General features: G+C 56.7%; 20 protein-coding genes and 1 tRNA gene. 9 read left to right on the top strand and 12 right to left on the bottom strand.

Features of this window, described 5'->3' with window-relative positions:
* Window positions 1–6 precede the first annotated feature (6 nt).
* Complete coding sequence (locus tag BBG20_RS02000) at window positions 7–972, bottom strand: arsenic resistance protein (protein WP_065899774.1); 966 nt, start codon at window positions 970–972, stop codon at window positions 7–9.
* Between the two features lie 170 nt (window positions 973–1,142).
* Here BBG20_RS02000 and BBG20_RS01995 point away from each other — a divergent pair, with 170 nt between their 5' ends.
* Entirely contained in the window at window positions 1,143–2,090 is a 948-nt protein-coding gene (locus BBG20_RS01995) for an alpha/beta hydrolase family protein (RefSeq protein WP_065899772.1), read from the top strand.
* Between the two features lie 4 nt (window positions 2,091–2,094).
* Complete coding sequence (locus BBG20_RS01990; RefSeq protein WP_065899769.1) at window positions 2,095–2,502, top strand: hypothetical protein; 408 nt, start codon at window positions 2,095–2,097, stop codon at window positions 2,500–2,502.
* Between the two features lie 83 nt (window positions 2,503–2,585).
* Here the strand turns inward: BBG20_RS01990 and gabP are convergent, their stop codons facing one another.
* Window positions 2,586–3,977 carry a GABA permease gene (gabP, locus tag BBG20_RS01985; RefSeq protein ID WP_065899768.1) on the bottom strand — a complete coding sequence of 464 codons (1,392 nt, stop codon included), beginning with the start codon at window positions 3,975–3,977 and terminating at the stop codon, window positions 2,586–2,588.
* A gap of 554 nt (window positions 3,978–4,531) precedes the next feature.
* Here gabP and BBG20_RS01980 point away from each other — a divergent pair.
* The 5 genes from BBG20_RS01980 to BBG20_RS01960 all read left to right on the top strand — a co-directional run bounded on the left by BBG20_RS01980 (window position 4,532) and on the right by BBG20_RS01960 (window position 8,737).
* On the top strand, window positions 4,532–5,305 hold the full coding sequence (locus tag BBG20_RS01980; protein WP_017138656.1) for an ABC transporter ATP-binding protein: 774 nt from the start codon (window positions 4,532–4,534) through the stop codon (window positions 5,303–5,305).
* 13 nt (window positions 5,306–5,318) lie between these two features.
* Window positions 5,319–6,071: an ABC transporter substrate-binding protein gene (locus BBG20_RS01975; protein WP_065899767.1), complete on the top strand. Its 753-nt coding sequence runs from the start codon at window positions 5,319–5,321 to the stop codon at window positions 6,069–6,071.
* Between the two features lie 74 nt (window positions 6,072–6,145).
* Entirely contained in the window at window positions 6,146–6,841 is a 696-nt protein-coding gene (locus BBG20_RS01970) for an ABC transporter permease (protein ID WP_065899765.1), read from the top strand.
* Between the two features lie 38 nt (window positions 6,842–6,879).
* Window positions 6,880–7,569, top strand: coding sequence for an ABC transporter permease (locus BBG20_RS01965; protein WP_058422651.1), 690 nt, complete (start codon window positions 6,880–6,882; stop codon window positions 7,567–7,569).
* Complete coding sequence (locus BBG20_RS01960) at window positions 7,550–8,737, top strand: methyltransferase (RefSeq protein ID WP_065899764.1); 1,188 nt, start codon at window positions 7,550–7,552, stop codon at window positions 8,735–8,737. Before BBG20_RS01965 ends, BBG20_RS01960 begins: the two co-directional genes overlap by 20 nt.
* Window positions 8,738–8,978: 241 nt before the next feature.
* Here the strand turns inward: BBG20_RS01960 and bcsQ are convergent, their stop codons facing one another.
* Window positions 8,979–9,914, bottom strand: coding sequence for a cellulose biosynthesis protein BcsQ (gene bcsQ / locus BBG20_RS01955; RefSeq protein ID WP_065899763.1), 936 nt, complete (start codon window positions 9,912–9,914; stop codon window positions 8,979–8,981).
* A gap of 418 nt (window positions 9,915–10,332) precedes the next feature.
* Here bcsQ and BBG20_RS01950 point away from each other — a divergent pair.
* Window positions 10,333–10,408 (top strand) — tRNA-Thr (locus tag BBG20_RS01950).
* 581 nt (window positions 10,409–10,989) lie between these two features.
* Here the strand turns inward: BBG20_RS01950 and BBG20_RS31575 are convergent.
* Window positions 10,990–12,033, bottom strand: coding sequence for a diguanylate cyclase (locus tag BBG20_RS31575; RefSeq protein ID WP_141697258.1), 1,044 nt, complete (start codon window positions 12,031–12,033; stop codon window positions 10,990–10,992).
* 389 nt (window positions 12,034–12,422) lie between these two features.
* On the opposite strand from BBG20_RS31575, the gene BBG20_RS31570 reads away from it, so the two are divergent.
* The gene (locus tag BBG20_RS31570; protein ID WP_226940010.1) at window positions 12,423–12,719 is read left to right on the top strand and encodes a winged helix-turn-helix domain-containing protein; all 297 of its coding nucleotides are present in this window, start codon (window positions 12,423–12,425) and stop codon (window positions 12,717–12,719) included.
* A gap of 140 nt (window positions 12,720–12,859) precedes the next feature.
* Here BBG20_RS31570 and BBG20_RS01940 read toward each other — a convergent pair whose 3' ends face one another.
* The 8 genes from BBG20_RS01940 to BBG20_RS01905 form a co-directional block, all read right to left on the bottom strand.
* Complete coding sequence (locus BBG20_RS01940; protein WP_065899757.1) at window positions 12,860–13,387, bottom strand: lysis system i-spanin subunit Rz; 528 nt, start codon at window positions 13,385–13,387, stop codon at window positions 12,860–12,862.
* A gap of 303 nt (window positions 13,388–13,690) precedes the next feature.
* Window positions 13,691–14,062 carry a glycoside hydrolase family 24 protein gene (locus BBG20_RS01935; protein ID WP_442622222.1) on the bottom strand — a complete coding sequence of 124 codons (372 nt, stop codon included), beginning with the start codon at window positions 14,060–14,062 and terminating at the stop codon, window positions 13,691–13,693.
* Window positions 14,063–14,731: 669 nt separating this feature from the next.
* Window positions 14,732–16,789, bottom strand: a complete 2,058-nt coding sequence (locus BBG20_RS01930) for an SGNH/GDSL hydrolase family protein (protein WP_065899754.1) — start codon at window positions 16,787–16,789, stop codon at window positions 14,732–14,734.
* A gap of 12 nt (window positions 16,790–16,801) precedes the next feature.
* The gene (locus BBG20_RS01925) at window positions 16,802–19,312 is read right to left on the bottom strand and encodes a phage tail protein (protein WP_065899752.1); all 2,511 of its coding nucleotides are present in this window, start codon (window positions 19,310–19,312) and stop codon (window positions 16,802–16,804) included.
* Window positions 19,296–19,754 (bottom strand): NlpC/P60 family protein, encoded by a 459-nt coding sequence (locus BBG20_RS32260; protein ID WP_065899748.1) that lies wholly within the window; start codon window positions 19,752–19,754, stop codon window positions 19,296–19,298. Before BBG20_RS32260 ends, BBG20_RS01925 begins: the two co-directional genes overlap by 17 nt.
* Window positions 19,751–20,611, bottom strand: coding sequence for a DUF2163 domain-containing protein (locus BBG20_RS01915; RefSeq protein WP_065899746.1), 861 nt, complete (start codon window positions 20,609–20,611; stop codon window positions 19,751–19,753). Before BBG20_RS01915 ends, BBG20_RS32260 begins: the two co-directional genes overlap by 4 nt.
* Entirely contained in the window at window positions 20,608–21,258 is a 651-nt protein-coding gene (locus BBG20_RS01910) for a DUF2460 domain-containing protein (protein WP_083221317.1), read from the bottom strand. The genes BBG20_RS01915 and BBG20_RS01910 overlap by 4 nt, the downstream gene beginning before the upstream one ends.
* 8 nt (window positions 21,259–21,266) lie before the next feature.
* A complete protein-coding gene (locus BBG20_RS01905) occupies window positions 21,267–24,038 on the bottom strand; it encodes a coiled-coil domain-containing protein (protein WP_141697257.1) in 2,772 nt (923 codons plus the stop codon).
* Between the last annotated feature and the right edge of the window lie 69 nt (window positions 24,039–24,107).

The raw sequence follows: 24,107 nt of genomic DNA, 5'->3' as shown, positions 1-24,107 counted from the left end.
GCGCTTTTACCGACCTGCGGGCCACACCGCTTTGGGAATCAGCCTAACGTAAATCAGCTCACCCACCAGTTCGACCAGGGTTTGCAGGATGACCGCCGTCGCCGCCAGCCCTCGTACGTCTTCCGGCAAGGCCAGCGCCAGGGGCAGCACCACCAGCGAATTACGCGTCGACGCGCTGAAAGTCACCGCCCGCGCCGTTGCCGCCGGCAGCGCGAACAGCCGCGCCGCCAGCGCACCCATCAGCGGGGCCAGCACCAGGAAGCCGACATACACCGGGATCACCGGCAGCAGCAGGCTGATGTCGCGCACCACCGAGGTGATTTGCGAACCGATCACTACAAACAGCACCGCTGCCATCGCCGGCACCGGCAGCCACGCCCAGGCGCTGTTCCAGGCATTGATGAGCACTGACTTGCGCGCCAGCGACGTCGTGATCACCGCGAGCACCATCGGCAACACAATCAACCACAGGAACGCCTCGATAAACGGCTCCGCCACCACCACGACCTCGGACTGCGCGCCCAGCATGAAACCCAGGTACAGCGGCAACAGCAGCAACTGCAGCAGCAACAGCACCGGCGTCGCCGCCAGCATCAGTCGCGCATCACCTTTGCCGATGTGGGTGAACACCACCACGTAGTCGATACACGGCGTGAGCAACACCAGCAACGCACCCACCAGCAACGCCGGGCGCTCCACCAGGCCACGCGTCAACGCCCACACCAGCAACGGCACCAGGATGAAATTGGCCAGCAGCAACGCCGCGAGGAAGCGCCTGTTGCCCAGGCCCTGACGCAGATCCAGAAAAGGGATTTGCAGGAACATGGCGTACATCAAGACCGCGATGGCAGGCGTGACCAGCGCACCCAATCCATGCCCCCAGGACGGCGCAAGCAGGCCGAAGGCGACGGCCAGAATGACGGCGACGAAGTAGACCGGGATCTGGTTGTGCTCGAGGGTGTCGCGGGTCATGGACTGACTCCGGTTGATCAAAAGTTCGTAAGCCTAAGCACCCCAGGGGATAAGGTCGAGCATCGCAATAATTCCTGCGCCTGCGCCGGGCGAAATTTGTTAATTTCGGCTGACTACAAAAGCGCATGGGCCTTCCAGCCCACATCGAAGCGCAAGGATCGAGTCGACCTATGAACCTGCCCACCCGACCTGCCCCAGAAGCATTCCGCGAGCCCGCTGCCGATGGCTACCCTCTCGGCGGCTTCAGCTGGCGCCACGTCCGAACCGACCTGGCGCGCCCCGCCGTGATCATCAACGCCGCCACCTCGGTACGCTGCCGCCATTACTCACGCTTCGCCGACTACCTGTTCGCCCACGGCTTCGACGTGATTACCTATGACTACCGAGGCATCGGCGAATCCCGCAGCGGTTCGTTGCGCGTCTTCAAGGCCTCGTGGTCGGATTGGGGCGCGCTGGATTTCGAGGCGATCCTGCAGCGGGTGCAGCGGGAGTTTCCGGGCCAGCCGATTGATGTGGTCGGCCATAGCTTCGGTGGTTGTGCGGCAGGGCTCGCCGCCTCAGGGGCGGTGATCCGGCGGATCGTCACGGTGGGCGCGCAGTTCGCCTACTGGCGCGATTACCAGGCGAGCGGACGCTGGCGGATGTTTGCCAAGTGGCATGTAGCGATGCCACTGGTCACCGCGCTGTGCGGGTACTTCCCCGGCAAGCGGCTGGGCTGGCTGGAGGACACGCCGGCAGGCGTGGTACGCGACTGGAGCACGCCGACGCCCAGGTATGAAACGCGGCCCAGCGGTCGCGCGCTGGCGGGCTTGCCGTTCAGTCGTGTGAGTGCGCAGATCCTGGCGATCAGCATCACCGATGATCCGTTTGGCACAGTGCCGGCGATTGAGCGATTACTGGGCTACTTCGACGGCAGCGAACGCACTCACCTGCGGATTGCACCTGAAGACATCGGCGAAAAACAGGTCGGACATTTCGCGTTCTTTCGCAGCGAGTATCAGGATCGGCTGTGGCCGATTGCATTGGCGTGGCTGCAAGACGGCGAATTAACAGCAGATACCCTTGGGATTTCCCCCAACCTGCGCTTCAATACCCATCCCAGATCCTCAGGACGTTGAGCCCATGGCCTCGCCAAACAAGCAGCAAAAACGCGCCCAACGGGCAAAGGCCAAGGCCAAGCAGAACCGTACCCAGCGCGCCGTCGCGAGCAAGCCGGATGCGTTTGCCGGCGATGACAGCCGCATTGACCTTGAATCGGTGGATTTGACCGAACTGTTCGTAGAGATGCGCACAGCCGGCGAGATCAGCCAGCAGGCATTGTGTGCCGTGTTCCTGGCGCACCCGTTGCTGGCGCTGGTGCTGGAGCAGGAAGGCGAAGAGGAAGCCACCGACTTCATCCTGGCGGCACTGATCGAATATCGGCAGTGGGCCACGGATACCGATGATGAAGCGGCTGCGCTGGCGTGGATCGAATCGCCGCAGTTCCAGGCGGATTACCTCGCGGCCTCGCAGGCACTGACCCAACTCTGACTCTGTAGAAGCCGGCTTGCCGGCGATGGGGCCCTTGAAGACGCCATCGCCGGCAAGCCGGCTCCTACAGGCATTGGTGCAACCTAGCTAAGTGCTGCAGCGCCTACCCGCTGGGCCTTGCGACGGCTCGACACAAACAGCCCCGCCACGACCACCAGCAAGCTGAGGATACCGGTCGCGATGATCTCGACCCGGTGCGCCTCCTGGAACAGCATGATGGTCAGCGTGCCCACGATGAAGACCATCACTGCGTAGGTCAGGCCTGGGAACAGCCACATCTTGAACACAATCTTCTCGCCCGCCGCCGTGCGCTTCTGGCGCATGCGCAATTGCGATACCGCAATCACCAGGTACACCAGCAACGCGATGGCACCGGAACTGGCCAGCAGGAATTCGAACACCGCCGCCGGAGCCACGTAGTTGGCAAACACTGCCAGGAACGCCGCGCCGGTCGACAGCAACACTGCCCAGTAAGGCGTGCCGCTCTTGTTGGTGCGCTTGGCGACTGCCGGTGCATCACCGCGACGACCCAGCGAGAACAGCATGCGCGAAGCGGTGTACAGCGCCGAGTTCAGGCAACTGGTCACAGCGACCAAGACCACCAGGTCGACGATCAGCTTGGCATTCGGGATGCCCATGCGTTCCAGCACGGTCTGGTAGGAACCTACGGCAGCCAGGGTCGGATCGTTCCATGGCACCAGCGACACTACGATGAAGATCGACAACAGGTAGAACAAACCAATCCGCCAGATGACCGAGTTGGTGGCCTTGGTGATTTGCTGGCCTGGGTTCTTCGATTCGGCGGCGGCGATGGTAACGATCTCGGTGCCCATGAAGGAGAACATGGTGGTCAGGATCGCAGCCAGGACAGCGCCCATGCCGTTAGGCATAAAGCCTTGGGTGTCGAACAGGTGTGAAACGCCGCTGACCTGGCTGGTCGGCAGGAAGCCGAAGATCGCCGCGAGGCCGAGGATCACAAAGCCCACGATCGCCACGACTTTAATCAACGCAAACCAGAACTCGAACTCACCGTAGTTCTTCACGCTGAACAGGTTGGTCGCCGTCAGCAGCAAAGTGATGATCAGCGTAAAGGCCCAGATGGCCACATCCGGGAACCATGCGTGCAGGATGGTCGCGGCGGCGTTGGCCTCCAGGGGGATGACCAATACCCAGAACCACCAGTACAGCCAGCCGATGGTGAAACCGGCCCAATGGCCGATCGCGCGGTCGGCGTAGGTGGAGAACGAACCGGTGTCAGGCGAGGCCACGGCCATTTCGGCGAGCATGCGCATCACCAATACCACCAGCGTCCCCGCAGCGGCGTAGGCCAGCAGTACGGCAGGGCCGGCGGCAGCAATCGCGTGGCCGGAGCCGACAAACAAACCGGCACCGATGACGCCGGCAATCGACAGCATGGTGACGTGACGCGGTTTGAGCCCCTGTTCGAGGTCATTGGAGCTTTGCGTACTACTCATTGACACACCTTTACGAGGAATTGCGAAAACGGTCCGCCCGGCCTGAAATCTTTCTCGTGAAAAGAAACCAACAGGGCGTTCTTTATTTTTTACGCAAGATTTGCGCCAAAATGTTACAAGGCCGCGATTGACGCGGGCTGTAGGACGATTCAACAGCAATCGCAAGTCATTGAGAACAATGGCATTCCGCTATAGCGTTACCGTGCGACTCACTTCCAAGGCCACCCAGCGCACCAAAAACACACACAAAAAGTACGTGACGCTCCATAAAAGGGCTGATAAGCACCGTTTGCCCGGTTAACCCTTCCAACACCCGCCCAAAGCTGGCACCATCGCGCCCTTTTTTACGCGAAGCCTGCGGTTTTACAGGTTCAAACGGTTGTTCGGTTGTTGATGGCGCGACACGCTGCTGTGCCGATGCGACACCCTGCCGCACACCGCCTGTTTACCGCCGGCCGCGCTGTTGGCTGCCATCAAGGCGCTATGCTAGCTTGGCGCCTCGCCAGGAAGGCGGCCCAACAGCAGGAACGCAATGAACACAATGAGGACCGCACATGGCCGAGGCCGCGCCCGCGCTTGAAATCCGCAACTTGCATAAACGCTATGGTGAGCTGGAGGTACTTAAAGGTATCTCGCTGACCGCTCGCGACGGCGACGTGATCTCGATCCTGGGTTCCTCCGGTTCCGGCAAGTCCACGTTCCTGCGTTGCATCAACCTGCTGGAAAACCCGCACCAGGGCCAAATCCTGGTCGCCGGCGAAGAGCTCAAGCTCAAGGCCGCGAAAAACGGCGAGCTGATGGCCGCCGACGGCAAGCAGATCAATCGCCTGCGCAGCGAAATCGGTTTTGTGTTTCAAAACTTTAACCTGTGGCCACACATGAGCATCCTCGACAACATCATCGAGGCACCCCGCCGTGTGCTCGGCCAGAGCAAGGCCGAGGCGATCGAAGTCGCCGAAGCCTTGCTGGCCAAGGTCGGCATCAGCGACAAGCGCCACGCCTACCCCGCGCAATTGTCCGGCGGCCAGCAACAACGGGCGGCCATCGCGCGCACCCTGGCGATGCAGCCCAAAGTCATCCTGTTCGATGAGCCTACATCCGCGCTTGACCCGGAAATGGTCCAGGAAGTACTTAATGTGATCCGCGCGCTGGCCGAAGAAGGCCGCACCATGCTGCTGGTCACCCATGAGATGGGCTTCGCCCGCCAGGTGTCCAGTGAAGTGGTGTTCCTTCACCAGGGCCTGGTCGAAGAGCAAGGATCGCCACAGCAGGTATTTGAAAACCCGCTTTCGGCGCGCTGCAAACAATTCATGTCCAGCAACCGCTAACGGAGCAACATGCATGCAGAACTATAAAAAATTCCTTCTGGCCGCGGCCGTCTCGATGGCGTTCAGCGCCACGGCCATGGCAGAAACCTTGAAAATGGGGATCGAAGCGGCCTACCCGCCCTTCAACAATAAAGACGCCAGCGGCAACGTGGTCGGCTTCGACAAGGACATCGGCGACGCCCTGTGCGCCAAGATGAAAGTCGAAAAGTGCGAAGTGTATGTGTCCGACTGGGACGGCATCATCCCGGCCCTGAACGCCAAGAAGTTCGACTTCCTGGTGTCCTCGCTGTCGATCACCGATGAGCGCAAGCAGGCCGTCGACTTCACCGACCCGTACTACTCCAACAAGCTGCAGTTCATCGCCCCTAAAGCCACGACGGACTTCAAGACCGACGCCGCCTACCTGAAGGGCAAGGTCATCGGTGCACAACGCGCGACGTTGGCCGGTACCTACCTGGAAGACAAACTGCCGGAAACCACCGCCAAGCTCTATGACACCCAGGAAAACGCCTACCTCGACCTGACGTCCGGCCGCCTCGACGGGATGCTCGCCGACAAGTACGTGCAGTACGAATGGCTCAAGAGCAAAGACGGTTCCGCCTATGAATTCAAGGGCGACCCGGTGGTAGAAAGCGACAAGATCGGTATCGCCGTACGCAAGGGCGACCCGCTGCGCGAGCGCCTGAACAAAGCCCTGGCCGAGATCAAGGCTGACGGCACCTACAAGAAGATCAACGACAAGTACTTCCCGTTCAGCATCGAATGATCTGAACGGCCTGACCGGCGCGCCCCCTCGGGCGCGCCGGCTTTCAGCAATGCCTGCCGCGATATGAAAACACCATGAATTTCGATCTCTACGGATTCGGCCCGGCGCTCGCCGCTGGCGCGCTGATGACCGTCAAACTGGCGCTCACGGCCCTGTGCCTGGGGCTGGTGCTCGGCCTCGCCGGCGCCTTGGCCAAGACGTCCCCGTACAAGCCGCTGCAATGGCTTGGCGGTGCTTACTCGACCATCGTTCGCGGTATTCCCGAGTTGTTATGGGTACTGCTGATTTATTTCGGCACGGTCAACCTGATGCGTGCCCTGGGGGAGTTCTTTGGTAACCCCGACCTTTCTTTAAGTGCCTTTGCTGCCGGGGTCATTGCCCTGGGCCTGTGCTTTGGTGCCTACGCCACGGAAGTATTCCGTGGCGCGATCCTCGCCATTCCCAAGGGCCACCGCGAAGCCGGTGTGGCATTGGGGCTGTCGAAGTTTCGCATCTTCACTCGCCTGATCATGCCGCAGATGTGGCGCATCGCTTTGCCGGGCCTGGGCAACCTGTTCATGATCCTGATGAAGGACACCGCGCTGGTGTCGGTGATCGGCCTTGAAGAAATCATGCGCCACGCGCAGATCGGCGTGACCGTGACCAAGCAGCCGTTCACCTTCTTCATGGTGGCCGCCTTCATGTACCTGGGCCTCACCGTCCTGGCCATGACCGGCATGCACTTCCTGGAAAAACGCGCCGCCCGCGGCTTTGCAAGGAGCTCCCAATGAGCGGCGACTACAGCTGGCTGGCGCATTTCGACCTGGGCCTGAACTGGGCCGTGATCATCAAGTGGCTGCCAAAATTGGCCCAGGGCGCGACCCTGACCCTGGAGCTGGTGGCCATTGCCGTGATCGCCGGCCTGCTGCTGGCGATCCCCCTGGGGATCGCCCGTTCCTCGCGCCGCTGGTATGTCAGCGCCCTGCCCTACGCCTATATTTTCTTCTTCCGTGGCACGCCACTGCTGGTGCAGCTGTTCCTGGTCTACTACGGCCTGGCCCAGTTCGACGCGGTGCGCAACAGCTTCATGTGGCCGTACCTGCGCGATCCGTTCTGGTGCGCCACGGCGACCATGACCCTGCACACCGCCGCCTATATCGCCGAGATCCTGCGCGGCGCGATCCAGGCCATCCCACCTGGCGAGATCGAAGCCGCGCGCGCCCTGGGCATGTCCAAGCCGAAGACGCTGTTCTACATCATCCTGCCCCGCGCCTCGCGCATCGGCCTGCCGGCCTACAGCAACGAAGTGATCCTGATGCTCAAGGCCAGCGCCCTGGCCAGCACCGTGACCCTGCTGGAACTGACCGGCATGGCACGCACCATCATTGCCCGCACGTATTTGCCGGTGGAAATCTTCTTCGCTGCCGGCCTGTTCTACCTGCTGATGGCCTACATCCTGGTACGGGGCTTCAAGCTGCTCGAACGCTGGCTGCGCGTCGATGCTTGCCAGGGACGTTGAGGCACGCTTTGCGGCGCTGGATGCGTTTCTGATCGAGCATCAGGGGCTGTGGAAACCACGGCCCTTCACGCATCGCCAGCTAGCCTGGGAAACCCGGCATCCCGACCTCGCCCAGTGGCTGCGTCAACGCTCGCTGGCCGATGCCGAAGCCAGTCACAACCACCCCCACGACCTGGCCGCACCTGCGCCTTTTCCACAGCTCGCCGAGCAAGCCCTGCAACTCAGTGCTGTGGATAAGTTGCCGACGCAGCCCCTGCACCCCGCCCGCCAGCGCTTGAACGTCGACGTGCCGGGCCGCAAGTGGGAACAAATCGAAGCCTTCGGCGCGGCGCTGCCGTTTGCGCAAACACCCCGGCACTGGCTGGACTGGTGTGCAGGCAAGGGCCACCTGGGTCGTCGCCTGCTGCAAACAGGCCAAACATTGACCTGCCTGGAATACGACCCGGCACTGATCGCCGCCGGCCAAGCCTTGAGCGAGCATCACGGCTTGCCGGTCACCCATCGCCTGCAAGATGTGATGGCCGACGTGGCTATCGGCCCCGAACACACGCCCGTCGCCCTGCACGCCTGTGGCGACCTGCATGTGCGCCTGCTGCACCTGGCCAGCGCCGCCGGCTGCAAACAGCTGGCGCTGGCGCCGTGTTGCTACAACCGCATCAACGCCGACACCTACCAACCGCTGTCCACCGCAGGCCGTGCATCGCGCCTGCAGCTGTCGATCGATGACCTTGGCCTGCCGCTGAGCGAAACCGTTACCGCAGGCAAACGCGTGCGCTTGCAGCGGGACACGTCCATGGCCCGACGCCTGGGGTTCGATCACTTACAACGCGAGCTACGAGGCCACGACGACTACCTGCCCACACCGTCCCTGCCCGTCAGCTGGCTGGACAAACCCTTCGCGGACTACTGCCGGGAGCTGGCGAGCCGCAAAGGGTTATCCACAGGTGAGCAGGATTGGGTGGCGTTGGAGGCATACGGCTGGCGCCGCCTGGCCGAGGTCAGGAACCTGGAATTGGTACGTGGTCTGTTTCGGCGCCCGCTGGAGGTCTGGCTGGTGCTGGATCGGGCATTGTTTCTGAGTGAAAACGGCTACACGGTCGAAGTAGGCAGCTTCTGCGAACCAACCCTGACGCCGCGCAACTTGATGGTGCTTGGCGAGCGCGATTAAGGGGCGAAATTGTCGCACCCCAACCTGTGGATAACTCTGTTGATGAATTCTTTACAGAGCCCGTAGCTATCTGCGCTACAGGCCGAAAGCCGCGCTGGTCATTTTTTGTTCACAAAATAAAACACACGTAAAACAGGCAGTTGCGGCGTGATGAGAACGGCTCCACAAAATGGCTGTTTCGTGACAACTCAGTCCAACCGATTGTGCATAAGCATCTGCTGTTACGCGTATAAACCGCCGTTCACAGCTGTTTTCTGCGTGCGATCAGCAGCCGGCAAAGCGCATCGATATCGTCACCCGCCAGGCTCAACGCCTGGCTGTCCAAGGGATCCGTGCCAAACGCCAGCGCCTCACTGATCGCTAAATCGTGGTGCACCTCCAATGGCTCCTTCGTGCCGAGGCGCTGCCTGAACGCCTCAACCATATCCAGGCTGAAGGCATTGTCCTCATCGAGTTGATTGATCACAAAGTGAACATGCGGTGGCCGCTCGCGCTCAAGGTGCGGCGCCATCAAGGCATCAAGTTGATCCAGGGTGCCCAAGGAAGCGGCATCGGCCTGGGTAATCACCAACACCACATCGGCGACACTCAAGGCTTGATGAAAATAGACGTTATTGCCGGCAGGAGTATCAATGATCACCGTGTCGCGGGCACTCAGCTCCAGGGCTGCCAGGCGCTGCGCCAGCCATTGCGGCTCATGTTTGAGCCAGCGCTGGAGGTCGTCCTGCTGGCGAATATCGGTATCGCCAAAGGTGATCACGCGACTGCCGACAAAACCCGGCTGCTGGAGGGTTTCCCAACGTGCATTGCGCAGGCTGGCGCGGCCAATCCCGGGCGAGGCGCGGCTGACACCGAAGTGCAATCGCAATGCATCCTGGGGGTCCAGATCCACCGCCACCACTGACTCACCCAGGCGCTGCAAACCGCTGCTCAACGCCGTGGCCAGAGTGCTTCGCCCCACGCCGCCATTGACCGACACCAACGCCACCACGCACGGACGCCGCTCGGCCTTGTCCACCGGCAGGCAATGCTCATTGGCGCTGGGAGTCTGAGCGGGAAACGGGGTGCCATCATCCACGGGGATGCTGCCGAAAAAGTGCAGCCGCGCATTCAGCCCACGGGCGTCGCGACTGACATCTTTGCCAAGCAAGGCAAGAAGACCATCGGTAAAACTCATAGCGCGTTCCTCGTCACGGCGAAGTTTAAAGACGTGAAAAGGTCAGCTGATACGACTGCTTACCGCAGGTCTTTTTCTGGTCGCCCTAGTCCGTGCAGTCTGCTTCAAGCGCTTAAAAGTGTCATTATTTTGATGCCGCGGCTGGCTATTTTTTAGACAAACGGCAAGTCGTCAATTTAATGACCATCAACGCGCTTGTCATAGGGGTTTTCAATCGATTTGCTGCATTAGACGAGGACGGGCCCCATAACCAAATTCCAGTGCGAAGCTAGAGGTAATTCCTTGCTGACTGTGCAAATAGAAGCCATTGCAGTGGGCAAAATAACCAGCCAGGCAAAAAAACTGCAATTGCGCAAAAATAGTCAGAATTCAGGGGTTTACAGAACCCCTCCAATCGCTATAATCGTCGCCCTAACACGCCGGTATAGCTCAGTTGGTAGAGCAACTGACTTGTAATCAGTAGGTCCCGGGTTCGACTCCTGGTGCCGGCACCATTTAAAAACAAGGGCTTGCAGCGATGCAGGCCCTTGTTTTTTCTGCCAGACGTACAAATACGCGTACAATAGGCCTTCCCCCCCCCCCCTTCCAGCATTTTTCTCACCAAATTCATATAAGCTCACTGTCAGAGATCCCAACAAAGTTCGGTCATCCATATCGCCTACATCCGCACATATGCAGTCTGACTGAATTTGGCCGAGGCGCTCGAACTGTTTTTGACGCAAGTCGCTGGCTGATTAATGAAGTCATATGGCCAGCGACTTGGCGATTTAAGCACTACTAATGGCCGTGTGGAGGTGTGAGTCGCTATCGGAGAAACGGTTCATATTGACCAAGGCAACGAACAGAGCAGCCCTGATTGACGCAGTTTTTTATAGGCCGACAACCTGGTCGTCAGCATGAGTCGTCGAGTAACAGCTAAGACAACGTCGTAGTTGAAAGTTTTTTCTGGCTGCTGACTTGGAAACGAATCAAGAGCAAAACATACACCACGCGACAACATACTCGTGGGTATGTACTCAATTGCATCCAGTGGTTAACGTTACGACTCAAAAATCAACTGTGGAAGATTAAGAGCTTATTCTAAGAGCCCTATAAAAACTTGATTGCGCCCGTTTCTTTTTGCATGGTATAGATTCTTGTCAGCCAGAACGAGCCAACTGTCCACGTCAGCAATACTGGGGCTCCAAGGCATAATTCCAGCGCTTAGAGTTGCATTAGATGATGGAAAAGCCTTCTCCACCTCAGCTTCAAATATTTTACCAACCTCAACCATTCTCGCCACTGACTCTTTAGCTGAAATATCCGTGAGAAATATACAAAATTCGTCCCCACCAAATCTGCATATATAGTCCACACCTCTAAGTTTTGACCTGAGAGCATCTGCCAACAAACAAAGCGCTCTATCACCAGCATTATGGCCATACGCATCATTAACAAACTTAAAACGATCAATATCAACCATTATAAGAAAAGCTGACTCCATTAATTTTGGCCGACTCATACGTACAGAAACCAGCTCACACCAATATCGACGATTGAGCAAACCAGTTAAAGAGTCAGTACAACTTAACCGCCTCAGCAGCATCTTACTATTCTTTAATTCAGTGGCCAAATTATAAAATGATAACCCCAGCACAATTGGGTATATACCCACCAAAGGAAGACATAGCAAGACCTCAGAGACCGCACTAATATCAAACTTATAATCCACACCAAAAAATAAAAACACCAACGCAAAACCTAGAAACTTGCAACCCAAGCCTTTAAGTAAAAACCTCGGACCTCCAATAGCCACATTATTCATAGCCACCATTGAAAATATTGCAACTGAAGGAAGTGGCTTTGCGTGCATTACCGCGATCCAAAACCCACAAAATATTGAATCAGCTAGAAAGTTAATCTTCTCCATTTTGAATGGATTACTAGAATTGCGCGATAGCCAAAAAGCGACGTGCCCCCACACCAAACTATTAAGAGCGAGAAAAACACACTCTACCAATGACATTTTTTCGTACGCTGTAACCGCGATAATAAACCCGCATAACATTGTACCTAAAACTCTAGGAAAGTATATTCTTCGCGCAAATAGCAATCCCTCTCTCACATCTTCCAAATCCACAGCAGTACCCCACCCACAATCAATATAGACCTAATTAAACTTTGTTTTTAAAGCCATGAGCCCGCCACATGCCAGAGAGCTCAACACCATAAATTTGACGCCAAATTATTGCTATGGATTTTAAACCAAGGTACTGATAGATACACTGACGAAACCTAACATCTACCTCTCATTCTCGTAAATCCCCCCTTATAATTCACACGCGACTGAACCCTGGGATTCGCATCTAGCTAAGTAAGGGAGACTTTCAACAATAACGCCAATACCAAATCATCCAGAAAAATTCAACACCACAAAAAAATAATTACAGCCATAATTGTGTAGGTAGTTACCGAATTGCATCTAGACGCCGTAAACCTCACCACAGCGGAAGCAAGAAAATTCACCTATTGGACATTAAAAAAAAAGATAAAACGCTAGTAAGTCATTGCAACAACATCATTATTCCTCTGACCCCGACAGAGCGGGACGTGATTTTTACAGTTTCAAGCCAACCTAGGCGGCCAGTGAAAAACGAAATGATAATAGAGTACATTCAAAGAGACCCTAACCAATATAAGGGTCTTTGCATGTGCATAAGCAGACTGCAAGCAAAATTTGAAAAATTTTCACACGGAGAAAAGCTTTTCCGCTCAGTAAGAAACAGAGGTTATTACCTGATACAGCATATTTTTGTAGACACCTGATAGCCCATCAATCAATATTCAATAATATAAATATAAGAAATCTATCAGAAAATTAGGCAGATCCAACTTACCAGGGATGGTTTGACAAACGACTGACAACATTTAAAACCTTTATGCCTCTATACTTTTCTCCTGACAACTTATAAGTTACCTCCCCTTAGTTTCGAAATTTCTCTAGCATAATCCTGACAGCCCCGCAATGCGATCAATCCTCTGTCGCCGGCATCTGTGATGCCGATAATTCGTTGAGCATGCGTTGGGTCAAGTTGGGCTCGACGGGCCGCATGAACCACGCCGACGGTCGAGGGGGTGGCAGACACGTTGCAGCGACTGGCTGAATCCTTGGCGTCGAGAAGGACTGACAGCCGCACATCAGCAGTAGCAAGGTGATCACGCAATAGAGCTTGATTACGTTTGGCATCGTATAGTTCTCGGGAGTGCTCTTGATCGGAGACGGCGAGTTGTTGCTCTATGGCTAGGCGCTTGACCTGTTCGGTCTGCATCTGGCGGAGCGCGGCTTGGGTCAGATTGTTTAGATCGTCAGCCTGAAGCGCGGCCTGGCTTTCGAGCTTTCCCTTGTAACGCCACGCTTGTACTTGCCAAGCCGCGCCGAAGGCAAAAGCCATCGCGATCAACAAAACAGCCGATTTCGGTTGCGTGGTCAGCATTGCTCATCCCTCCAACTGGGTAGATCGACGGAATGCCCCGCCAATTGGTGACTGCAGTCATCAAAGAACTGGATAAGCCCGCCGATCACGAACGAATTACAAACTCGGGGGCCGTCAGAACAGCTGTATCGGACCAGAATGCTCGACGTGAACGTCGGCAAGTCCAAAAGCTCCCAGTCCACCCTTCACCGTGACCGGGGTCCATTCTCATGCGAATTACCATGAGCTATACCGCAACTCAGGCAATCAAGACATACACAATCCTACTCGGCCTGGGCGATGCAGCGAATCTCCATAGTGCCGTCATGACCGCACTCCATCCGCCAAACGGTACTGCTGGATCAGATCGTCAACACGGTGTTCACGCTGCCCATACCCTGCACCAGGCAGGCTCGCCCAGATGTTCCGGCACTTTGCGATAGCGGATTCGACCTGGCCTGCATGCACGTCCGATAGTGCGCGGCATTCGCGGATGTGCTGCAGAGCCAGCAGGTCCTGACTGATCGGACTGAAATCAGGCAGGGCCAGTAGACTTCGGTAGTACGGCCAGTCCCTCAACATTTGCTGGTAACGGCCCGAGGCATTCGAGGTCAGCCCCCTACTGTTGATGACCTTCGACGGACGCCCTTTTGCGAACGGATGATCACTGAAGTCCTTGAAGATCTCGGGTTTCATGTCGACTCCTGTAACAATGACGTCATAGCCATCCAATACAGTGACCGGCGATCTACTGGTCCCCTCAGACCAAGCAAGCATGTCGAGAAAGGCGAGCGCGTTACTGCTGCCCGCCTGAGCAACTGAAAGTTGTGACATTTTCCCAACTCCAAAATTCGCAACGCGGGTAGTTTCAATTAAGTTATGCAAACTGCAATACAGACATTTACCCCTCTTAACTAGACAATCTAAAACCAAAAGAACGTTATTATTTGTCAGCCCCCAAATATAGCGCTTTGATATCATTCCGAGAAAACTTTAGCTTCAGCAATAAGGGCAGCTGTATGAATGCTAACTCCGAAAAAAAAACGAACAAACAAGGTTGGTTGTGGGCGTATCGAAAGGTGAGAAGTTTTGGATTTTCTAGAACTACGGCTTTTTACAGGGCAACCCGCTATACCGTCTTCGGTGATTCTGGAAGAATTGAATCCAGGTCGAGATGGGAAAAGTATCGTCTCAAAAAGAGAACCCGCTCATAAGCCCTATGCGCTTCGCCGCCATGGAAGGCAGTATTTATTTAATATTTAACACCAATCAATGTGACCTATTTAGCAAGACGTCAAAATTACGCCCATCAAACATCACTCCCCCTTAAAAAATTACGCATTACGATATACGATATAAACTCTATCAGCGACTATTAATAAACCTTCCCATCAAGTTGCCAAGAATGTCAGCCCCAAGCTGATTGGGATGAAGATTGTCTGTCGTGTAGATGGATAAGTTATAACTATTGATACAGCACTGGCCACCTATGTCTAAACACGGCACACCCATTTCCCGGCATACATCTATCATGGCCTTGCCAATACTTTGGATGCTCAAGCCATAACTGTTCAATGCCGGCGGCACTGGTTCAGAGCCAAATTGACCGCGGTTGGTCGGCGTGAAGAAAAAAAGCTGTACCGTAGGCTTGATGGTCAGGATCTTATCGATCAAATACCGTACGTTCCCGTGAATGGAGATCGTTTCCTTCGGATCGGCCAGAGTGCCCAGGGGACAGTTGCCGTGGCCGTAGTCATTCGTACCGCCCCAGGTGGTCACCACATCAATTCCGTCCAAATCACCGGTCGCCAAGTTATCCGCCATCGTACGTAACAGCTGGCCGCTGACTCCCAGATTTTTAGTTTGCTGCAGCCCGGTAACCTCACACAACTTCGCCGCGTACAAATTCAGCTGAGTGAACGAGTCCCCTAATGCGCACCATTTCTTCCCCCAGAACGGTGGGAGTATATTGGTCACACGTGTTAGCGATAACGAAGAATGATAGGGCTCATACCTGATAGGCAAGTCGGCGCCCTTGGTAAACATGATCTTCTCCGGTGAAGCACTGTTGGAGGAAATACGTATATAAGCGGCATCTGCAGGCGCGGTCAGGCTGTTCAAGTTCACTATTCCGGCCAAGAAACGCTTGTCGGCGTCATACCATGCACCTGTCACACCTTGCGTACTGAACTGCGGCTGGGGCATGACGTTGATGGTTGATGACTTTGTTGTTGATCGGTAAGTCGCACCGTCATTAGCAACGGGAATAAAACCCGTCGCCCACCAGCCTTCGACGTTGACCTCCAAGCCATTTGTCGAACTAATATTTTTACCGATTATCCGTGCTCTGTAATCAAACAAATTAGAGGGTGTGTCGATAAAAGAGGCATGTCGCTCAGTCACATAATCCAGTTGAGGTGACAACCCGGCGACTATGGCAGAACCCGTTTCAACAAGCGTTTTCGATAACAGGTCTTTACCAATGTACAGCCCCGCCTCGCTGCTATTACCGTTCATCTCCAGCCGGTATGGAACGTACTGACCAGGAAGCGCATCTGCAGCGACTATTGCCGTGATGGGACCTGCCCAGTTAAAGCTTACCCGCAGGTATGCAGCTCCAGCCGGAGCACTCACACTGTTGGCACCTCCAGCGCCAGAAATAAACGCTTTAGCGGCGGTATAAAAGGCATAAGCCATATTCGCTGCTGCAGGGACAGCAGCAAGAGAGAACTTATACGTTGCGCCAGCTGCCACTGGAATGTACTCGCTACGATACCAAGACCCACCCGGCGCCGTATCTCCCCCAGTTGTCGTATTAAAGGATCCACCTGCAACCTGCGTGGCGTTGTTGTAAAGGTTTTTGCCGACTTGGATACTGAGTGACTTAACCGGAGGCTCGATACTTGCCACCCGGGATGTCACACCACTCACGGCCGCTGCGCTTGGGTAGCGCTTGACCTCAATCGCAACCCCGGAACTGTTCTGGTACAGAATCAAATATTCATTGTTATCGGCGGTTGGCACACTGAAGTATTTCCCCGACACCGTACCTGCTAAACCGAGCGCCGTAGTCGCAAAGATTCCTGCAGATAGCTGAGCTTGACTACTCGCAATTTCAGCCCGATCTGCAGCCTCAACCACCACATTTAAAATGTCCTCGGGATCAGTCGTTACGATGTCCTTCAGCAAAGGCGCAACATACCCTCCGTAACCAATCGATACGTCAATCCTTCGTTCTTTTGCATAAAAAAACACCCGTGCGCTCGCATCCGCATGAGTCGGATTGGCAAGTGGGACAGTCGCCTCTGCGTCGCTAAACAACGCCGTAAGGATTGAGGTACCACTGCTGTAGACGTGAACGGTGGCTCCAGGCAGCAATACGCCGTCCTCAGCCCTTGCGGCAAAGAATTGAATAGGTTGCATGATGAGTCTCTGTCAGGTGATGAAGGTGATCGCCGGAGCGAAGTTGAGTTGACTGCGCACACTGCTCCAGGTGTCGTACGCTGCAGCGCAGAGGTAATACGTGGTGTCTGGCGTCAGCCCCGTGATCTGCCCGGTGCGTGATACGCCTTGATAGCCGATCGTTCCTGCAGTTGCCGGATCAAAGTCCTCCTCTGTCGAATACACAAACACATAGCCGGCCGCGTCTGGCTCAACACTGGCTGCGCAACTGACATCCGCTGTGGTGGTTCCAGTGACCGTGACGGTGGTTCCCGTAACGGGCACAGGCGCCGTATTGGTGACCAACAGCGACACCATTGGTGCCTGGCCTGCAGCGTTTCGCTCGATGATTTCTACCCGATAGCTGCGAATGAGCGCACCATCCACCAACGCATCTTCACGTTGGTAGGTGAATGCCGTACTGGTGGTAGCCACCTCTCGCAGGAGAGCATTGCTGCCCGCGTGACGAACACGTACCAAGCGATCCTCGGCACGAGCTCCGGCCACCCAGCTCACGGTGAAGTATGGCGCCTCGAAGGCACCGACCAGAGCGAGGTTTTGCGCAGTATCAGGCGCTACCCGGGCGGGTGATAACGTGACGCTGTAGGCCGTGACATCCGCCAGATCCTCAAGCGCTCGGCCGAACACGTTAAATGAGCGGAACTTGACCCAGACAGTCTTGCCGACCTGGTCGGATGTGTAGCTGTATTTCCAGACCGCATCATCCAACCGCACAAACGGTGAACCGATCGAGTGACTGGAGATGGCCGTGCTCAGACGCCCGCGTCTCAGATAGCTCAGCTCATACCCTCCGACTCCGGTGAGCACCGCGTCACGGTAACTCAGCAATTCACCAGCCACCCAACACAGCGTGGCGCCACTATCTGCCTCAGCGGTAGTGGCGGCTGCCAACTCGGTCGCCGCTGCCAACTGAATGGATAAGGTGTTAACCGTATCGGGGTCGCTTCCGGATGCGAGCGCTGCGGTCAACTGCCCCATGCGCGCCCTTCCGTAAATCGTCTCCGCTAACCGATAGCTGTCACCATCAGCGCTGATCCAGATCTCACAGCCGCCCCAGGCTTCACCCATGCCGGCAACACCTCCCCATATTTGCAAAGTGCCGGCGGGCAGCAAGCTTTCGGGTGGGTTGAACATGATGGGCGGAAGGACGGGGCCTGACGCGACGTTTTGATTGCCTTGATAACCGCTCTTGCTCTGTACGGGATAATTGGACGCGCTGCCGACGCCCAGCAACGCATCCTCGGCCACGATCGCCAACTTACCCATTTCGTCCTCCTCAACCGAAATCAACCGGACCAGGCGCTGATGCAGGTTCAAGCCAGGATCAGTGATCGTCACCAGGTCCATGGGCTCTAGGAGCACATGCTGCCAGCCGAGGGAGAATTCATATTCGTTGCGCACGTACAGCTTGCGCTGCACCAACAACTGCGCCGCATGGGCGCCGATGGCGATATTGCAGATCTCGTACGCTTTGATGGTGTCCATTGGTTTGGAGCCAAACTGCTCAATGGCAGCCTGGTCAGGCGCACGGACCACGTCCGTGTTGTACTCGTGATCGCGATCAAGGATCTCCAGCGACACCTCGTTGTAGCTGTCGGCCTGGCTCTTGATCTTGAGTGAGACCGGAGGCCCACCCTCCTCTGAGAGAAAATCGTCATCGGTCAGATCCGCCACTGGCGTGATGTTCGGAAACCACGTCACACCGTTGCCGGTGACAGCCTGGTCGCCGTAGGGGATCACCTTGAGTTGACCGGCAGACCATACCAGCTCGCTGTTGGTCAGCTGCAACCAGCGCGCGATGGCCTCATTCGCTGGCGCCTGCTCGTCGAGCACTGGACTCAAGAGTAAGTTTTCCGCCAAGCAATAGTTGCGGTAGTTCGACATATCCGCGACCCATGCCGGGGTAAAACCGATTCCGTCCAAAGGATCGAGCAAAAGCCCAGGCAGGAAATCGCCCGGGTTGGCATCCGGCAGGCCCGGCACTTGATAACGACCGTCCACCTCAAAAGTATGATTCTGTACGCCTGCGTTATCGTTGAGCAGGTACCTGCTGGAAAACACGTAGGCCGTGTCGGCGTAGGCGATCGCTTCAGCTGGGTGGCGAGTCTGAAGAAAGCCCCACACGGCCTGGTCATGGGTACCATTGGCGTAGTTCAAACCAATCTGCGCCAGTGAGGAAAACACTTCCTTGTCGCGAAAAACTCGGTGTATCGCCCCCAGCGGCCCTCGCCCGACAGCCAAAATGATGGCCGCATAGTAGGTGTAGGTCGTGTCCTTCTGAGTAGCCCCCCCACCGCCTTTACCCCCCGATTTTTTCGTCGTGGTTTTTGCGACCGCTTCAAAGTCGCTGTAGTAAATGAGATTAGGGCTGATGCGATTACGGCCGGCGATCCAGGCGATCGGCTTGCCACTGGCACTGCTCTGGACCTGCAACGCGTTGATACGTGTCGCACTGTTGGAAATGGTACTACTGCTGCCCCCCATCGCTGACTCCATATCGGTTAAGTGTGTAATAACGCACGGTGTGGCTGGAAAGCCGCTCTTCGCGCATATCCGCAAACTCGACGCCGATATCTCGATAGGCGTGAATGATGCGGTGCTCATCGACCACCACCGCGCCGTGGCTGAAGGTACGGCCGAATTTCCAGACCGCGACATCACCACGCTGTGGCGTATCGACCTGCCGGCCATACAACTCCAGCCAGCTCAGATAACGCTCCTCACTGCGATGCAGGTGCCAGTCCTGGGCATACGCCCCGGGATCGATCGAGGGAATCAATCCGGCGGCGTGATACACCTCAATCAGCAACCAAGCGCAATCGATACCAACGCCGAGCAGGTGCTGCCGGTGCTGATAGGGCGTGCACAACCAACGCTCGGCCTGCGCGACCACAGCATCTCGCTGCAGTACTTCGAACGCGCTCATACGGAGGTCTCCGCGACGGGAATGAAGGGCATACCCCGGTACCGCGCTCGGTTGCCAAATTTGTTGGTGCAAGCATCCAGCGTCCGTGGACAACCCGGGTAAATCAAAAATTGATCACCCGCCACTGGCACACCTGGCAGTCCCAGGATCATCGTCACGGCGCCATCTGCCGTGAATCGGCGCACGGTTCTTGTCACACCTGCATTGGCACCGCTCACAAAACGAATCACGCCTTGATCGAACCAGCCCTGAGTGGCCGGCACATTGGAGTTCACACGTAGAGCCGTGCTGCCGTCCTGGACCAGACCCACGGTTTCAAACAGGGCACGGTTCACCCCGCAATCGGCGCTGTATACCGTGCGCAGGCACGAGGGCTGATAGACACCCCGGGGCACCTTGGTATCCAGCAGCTCGATCGGCGACTTCACTGTCACCGTCGCCTGCTCGCGGTCGGCAGGATCCACCTCGGCGACACGCCCGATAAAACGTGTGACCGTGCCCACCACGGGCGACCGCCAGTCCGCCATAAACGCTCGGACAAGGTTCAAGGTGGCCCCGTCAAAACCGCCACCGGCAATGAATGGCAACAAGGGCTCGCCGAATAAGGTGTCGTCCATGCCGGCAGTAAAGGTCACGTTCAACGTGTCGACCTCAATCCCACGCACCGCCCGGACACCGGTGCGCTTGATCAGAGGACCGCTGGCCGAGTAGTTCTGACCCGCATAGAAGATCTGCATACCCGCATCGGTGTAACGCAGCACCTGGCCGCTGGCCAGGGCAATCGTGTACAGATCCGCCATGACGAAACTGCGCGCCGTGGCCAGAAAGGCTTTCAATTCAGATGTGGCATCGATCATGGTTTGATACTCGTAAACGCGATGTTTTTGAGCTCCCAGATCGTGCGATAGGGCTGAGCCCCGTCGAGCGAATCGGCCTCGAAAGCACAGCGGAAGTAGAACGCCCCGCTCCACACCAACGCAGCGTTAATGGGAGGCGCCACCGCAAAGGTGATAAGCCCCAACTCATCCACGCTGTAGGCAGAAATGGAAACGCCTCCGACGGTCACAGCATCCACATTGACGACGCCATACACCGGCTCCACCCAGTGACCGATCTCTCGGGAAAGCTGAAATGTTCGCGTGGTGCCGTCCCCGGTGCCGAAGCGCTGAAGCGTTACCAGGTGATCGCTACGGTCAAAGAACAGGAACTCGCCAAATTGCCCTTTGCGCTGATTAAAGAACTCAATCAGTCTCGACCACTCATCTAAACCTGGGCGCTTGCGCACGGCGTTGTAGCTCAGTTGGAAAGACCACAGCGGCGCGGGGTAGTACGCCGTTGTCCGGCGTCGACCACTGGCAGCTTTCTGCACACCGGTGCTCCACTCAGGCGCCTTTTTTGAAAGCAGGGTTTGCCCGGGCAGACGCGGCAGCACACCTTCAACCGCCGCGCCCATATCGGGGTAATTGGCGATCCAGCGCGCCGGCCAAAAAGGTCCTAACGACATCTCGCCCCCTAAGTTTTGATGGCGCCGTTGCGCCGCATTTTCTGCATTTCCTCGGCCAGCACTCGGGCACCACGCCGAATATCAGCAGGTGACATTCGCCCGCTGTTGTCGTGGTAGTGATAGCTGTTGCCAGCGCCTCCCAACTGCCCTTCCCCATTGGCTGCCTGGCGAATGACATTGGCGTATTGCTTGGGCAGCACCATTTCCTGCTCGTGGAGTTGCGTCATGGGATTGGTACCAGCGGGGATGTCATAGCCGCCCTCGGCCGATGCGACGTTTTTCACCAGGCCAAATACGAATGCGCCGGCAGCCACTGCAGCCGCCGCACCGAGGATCGGACCAATGATTGGAATGGCGGACATGGCTGCGAAAGCACCAGCCATGGCTTGCCAGGCGCTGGCGATGATGTTCTTGATCGTCGCCGCCCCCCAGATCGCCACGGACATAGCTGCACCGCCCGCCTCTGCTGCCGTTCGAACGCCAACTCCGACTACCGTCGCACCGGTTTTAGCCGTCTCTCCGAAGATCCAGGCCATCAATGGCTTCGTGACCATGTTTTCAACGAATGCCGTCCCGATGCTGGTGAAGATCCCTCGCAGTAGGCCCTGGGTACTCATGGTGCCGCTCAAGATCCCGCTCAACCCGCTCGACCAACTGGTACGCAAACTGTCGACCATACCCGTCCAGTTGCTTTGCGACTCGAAGGTTTGCTGCCTGCCGATCAACGCCATGCTGTTGCGGTGGGTTTGCTCCAGCGCCAGGATCTGCTGCTGGACCTGCTGCAGGGCGACCGGGTTACGGTCAGGATCCTGCTCCAGCAGTGCTTTACGCTCGGCCAATGCCTGAGCTTCGATCGCATACCGTTGCTTTTCGAACTCGGCTTGGGCCTGCAGCAGTTGGCCTTGGGTGATCAGGTTGGCCTGCAGATCCAGCTGGGCCATCTGTTCGGCATGGGCAACATCGGTAAGCCGCGCCTGCTGATCAGCGGCCAGCTGTTGCTGTTTCATGTTGGTGATTTGCTGCTGCTTTTCGCGCTCGACAGCAACCACCTCAGCCGCAGCTTTGCGGTATTCCTGACTATCCTGGCCGTAGAGTTGCCGGCTGCGCTCTAATGTCTGCTGAGCGATCTGCAAGCGCGCGTCCATGTTGTTGCGGTACTGCTGTGCCTGGGCCTGCAGATCGGCAAAGGCCTGGCCTTCGTCCTGCCGGCGCAACGCATTCAATGACGCCAGGTAATTGCGCTGAACACTCAAGCGTTCGGCCGCGCTCAAATCCGTGCGCTTGAGAATGCCCTGCCAATATTGCATTTCCTGCTGTTCGGAGAACTGCAGAAACGTGCCCTGCTCGGCCTGCTGCTGGGCGTGAGCGACCTTCTGCGCGTCCAATGCTTCTGCCCACTCACTGACCCGTGATTTGGTATTCGCCGGCGCACTTACCGGGTCATCCTCTTTTTTAGGGGGAGTTGTGGACTCAACCACTTTTTTCCGATGCTCGACAGCTGCAGCGTATGCCTGCTCCAGCTTGGTCAACTTGGCGACTTCAACGCCGTAAGCGGTCGGACTTGTCCTGCCCTGTTGTGGTGCCTTGGTCAGGGCTGTATTGCCGGTCGCGGCCATCTCAGCCACTTTGCGCCGCTGCTCTTCGATGCGAGCGGAACGGGAGCGCATACCCGCGTCCACTTCTTCTAGCTTGTTGGACACCAACTGCATGTTTTCCAGCAGCAGGCGCTCCTCGGCCAGTGTGGCTTCAAGCGGTGCCTTACTGCCTCCAGCACGTGGACCTGCCGTAAAATTCGCCAGCGCTTGTTCATAGCGGGCGACATTGGCAGCGACCTCATCAACGGTCACACCAACACCCGTCATGCTTTTCAGAAGGTTATTGAACCAACTGGCAGTCTCCGACAGCCGCTTGTTCAGGCTGATGAAGACAGGCTCAAGAATGGTACCGATGGTGACCTGCAGCTGGTTGCTTTTGGAGTCGAGCTCGGCCTGGCTGCCGGTCAATCCATCGGCCGCCTTGGCGGCGTTGCCGACCTGGGCCTCGGTCTCTTTCATGATGCCGTTGTATTCGGCGGTGATCTGTTGCGAGTCGGACAACTTGTCACGACTGGTGCCGATGCTTTTGGCGTACTCCTCCCACATTTTTGCGACGTTTTTGGTCACGCCGGCGTTATCAACCAACTGCGAGTTTTGATTTTTCAGGCCTTCAGTTGCCCCTACCACCGCTTCCGACATACTGAGATTGGCTTGCCGGTTAAACGCTGCTGCATCTTTCAGGCGGTTGATCACCGCCACCGCCTGGTCAACGTTGTAGCCACGGCTGAGCAGGTTTTGTAGTGCTTTGGCCGCGTCACCGACGCTGAGCAAGCCGTCAGAGGCGAGCTTGTTGGCCTCATCCATGGCTCGGCCAATACCGACACCGGCGTGATTGGCCACCGCTTCCAGGCCACGATAAGCCGACTCTTGTTGGATCGCCGCGTCCTTGCTATCGCTGACGATTTGACCCAGCTTGAAAGCACCCAGACCAAACACACCCGCAATGCCAGCCGCTACACCACCGATGCCAGAACGCATGATGGTGCTGACGCCGGAGAACGCCTCATTCACCGCCGGACCAAAACGAGCGAGACGGGTTTGACTACCAACCATCTCGGTATTGATTGCCCGCAGTTCACGACTGAAGGTCGTCCGCGCGTCACGCATATTGCGCTCAATACTCTCAACTGCACGGTCGAAACCCTGAGTGCCAGCCGTAAACTGGTAAGCAATGTTCCTATCCATACCAACCTCACCAAATAACACGCAATAAAAAGCCCCGTAAATACGGGGCTTTTTTACACACTTAAAAAT

This window comes from Pseudomonas aylmerensis, assembly GCF_001702265.1.
Taxonomy (GTDB): Bacteria; Pseudomonadota; Gammaproteobacteria; order Pseudomonadales; family Pseudomonadaceae; genus Aquipseudomonas; species Aquipseudomonas aylmerensis.
The sequence above is the reverse complement of the archived record's forward strand: the minus strand, read 5'-3'. Positions and strand labels throughout refer to the sequence as shown.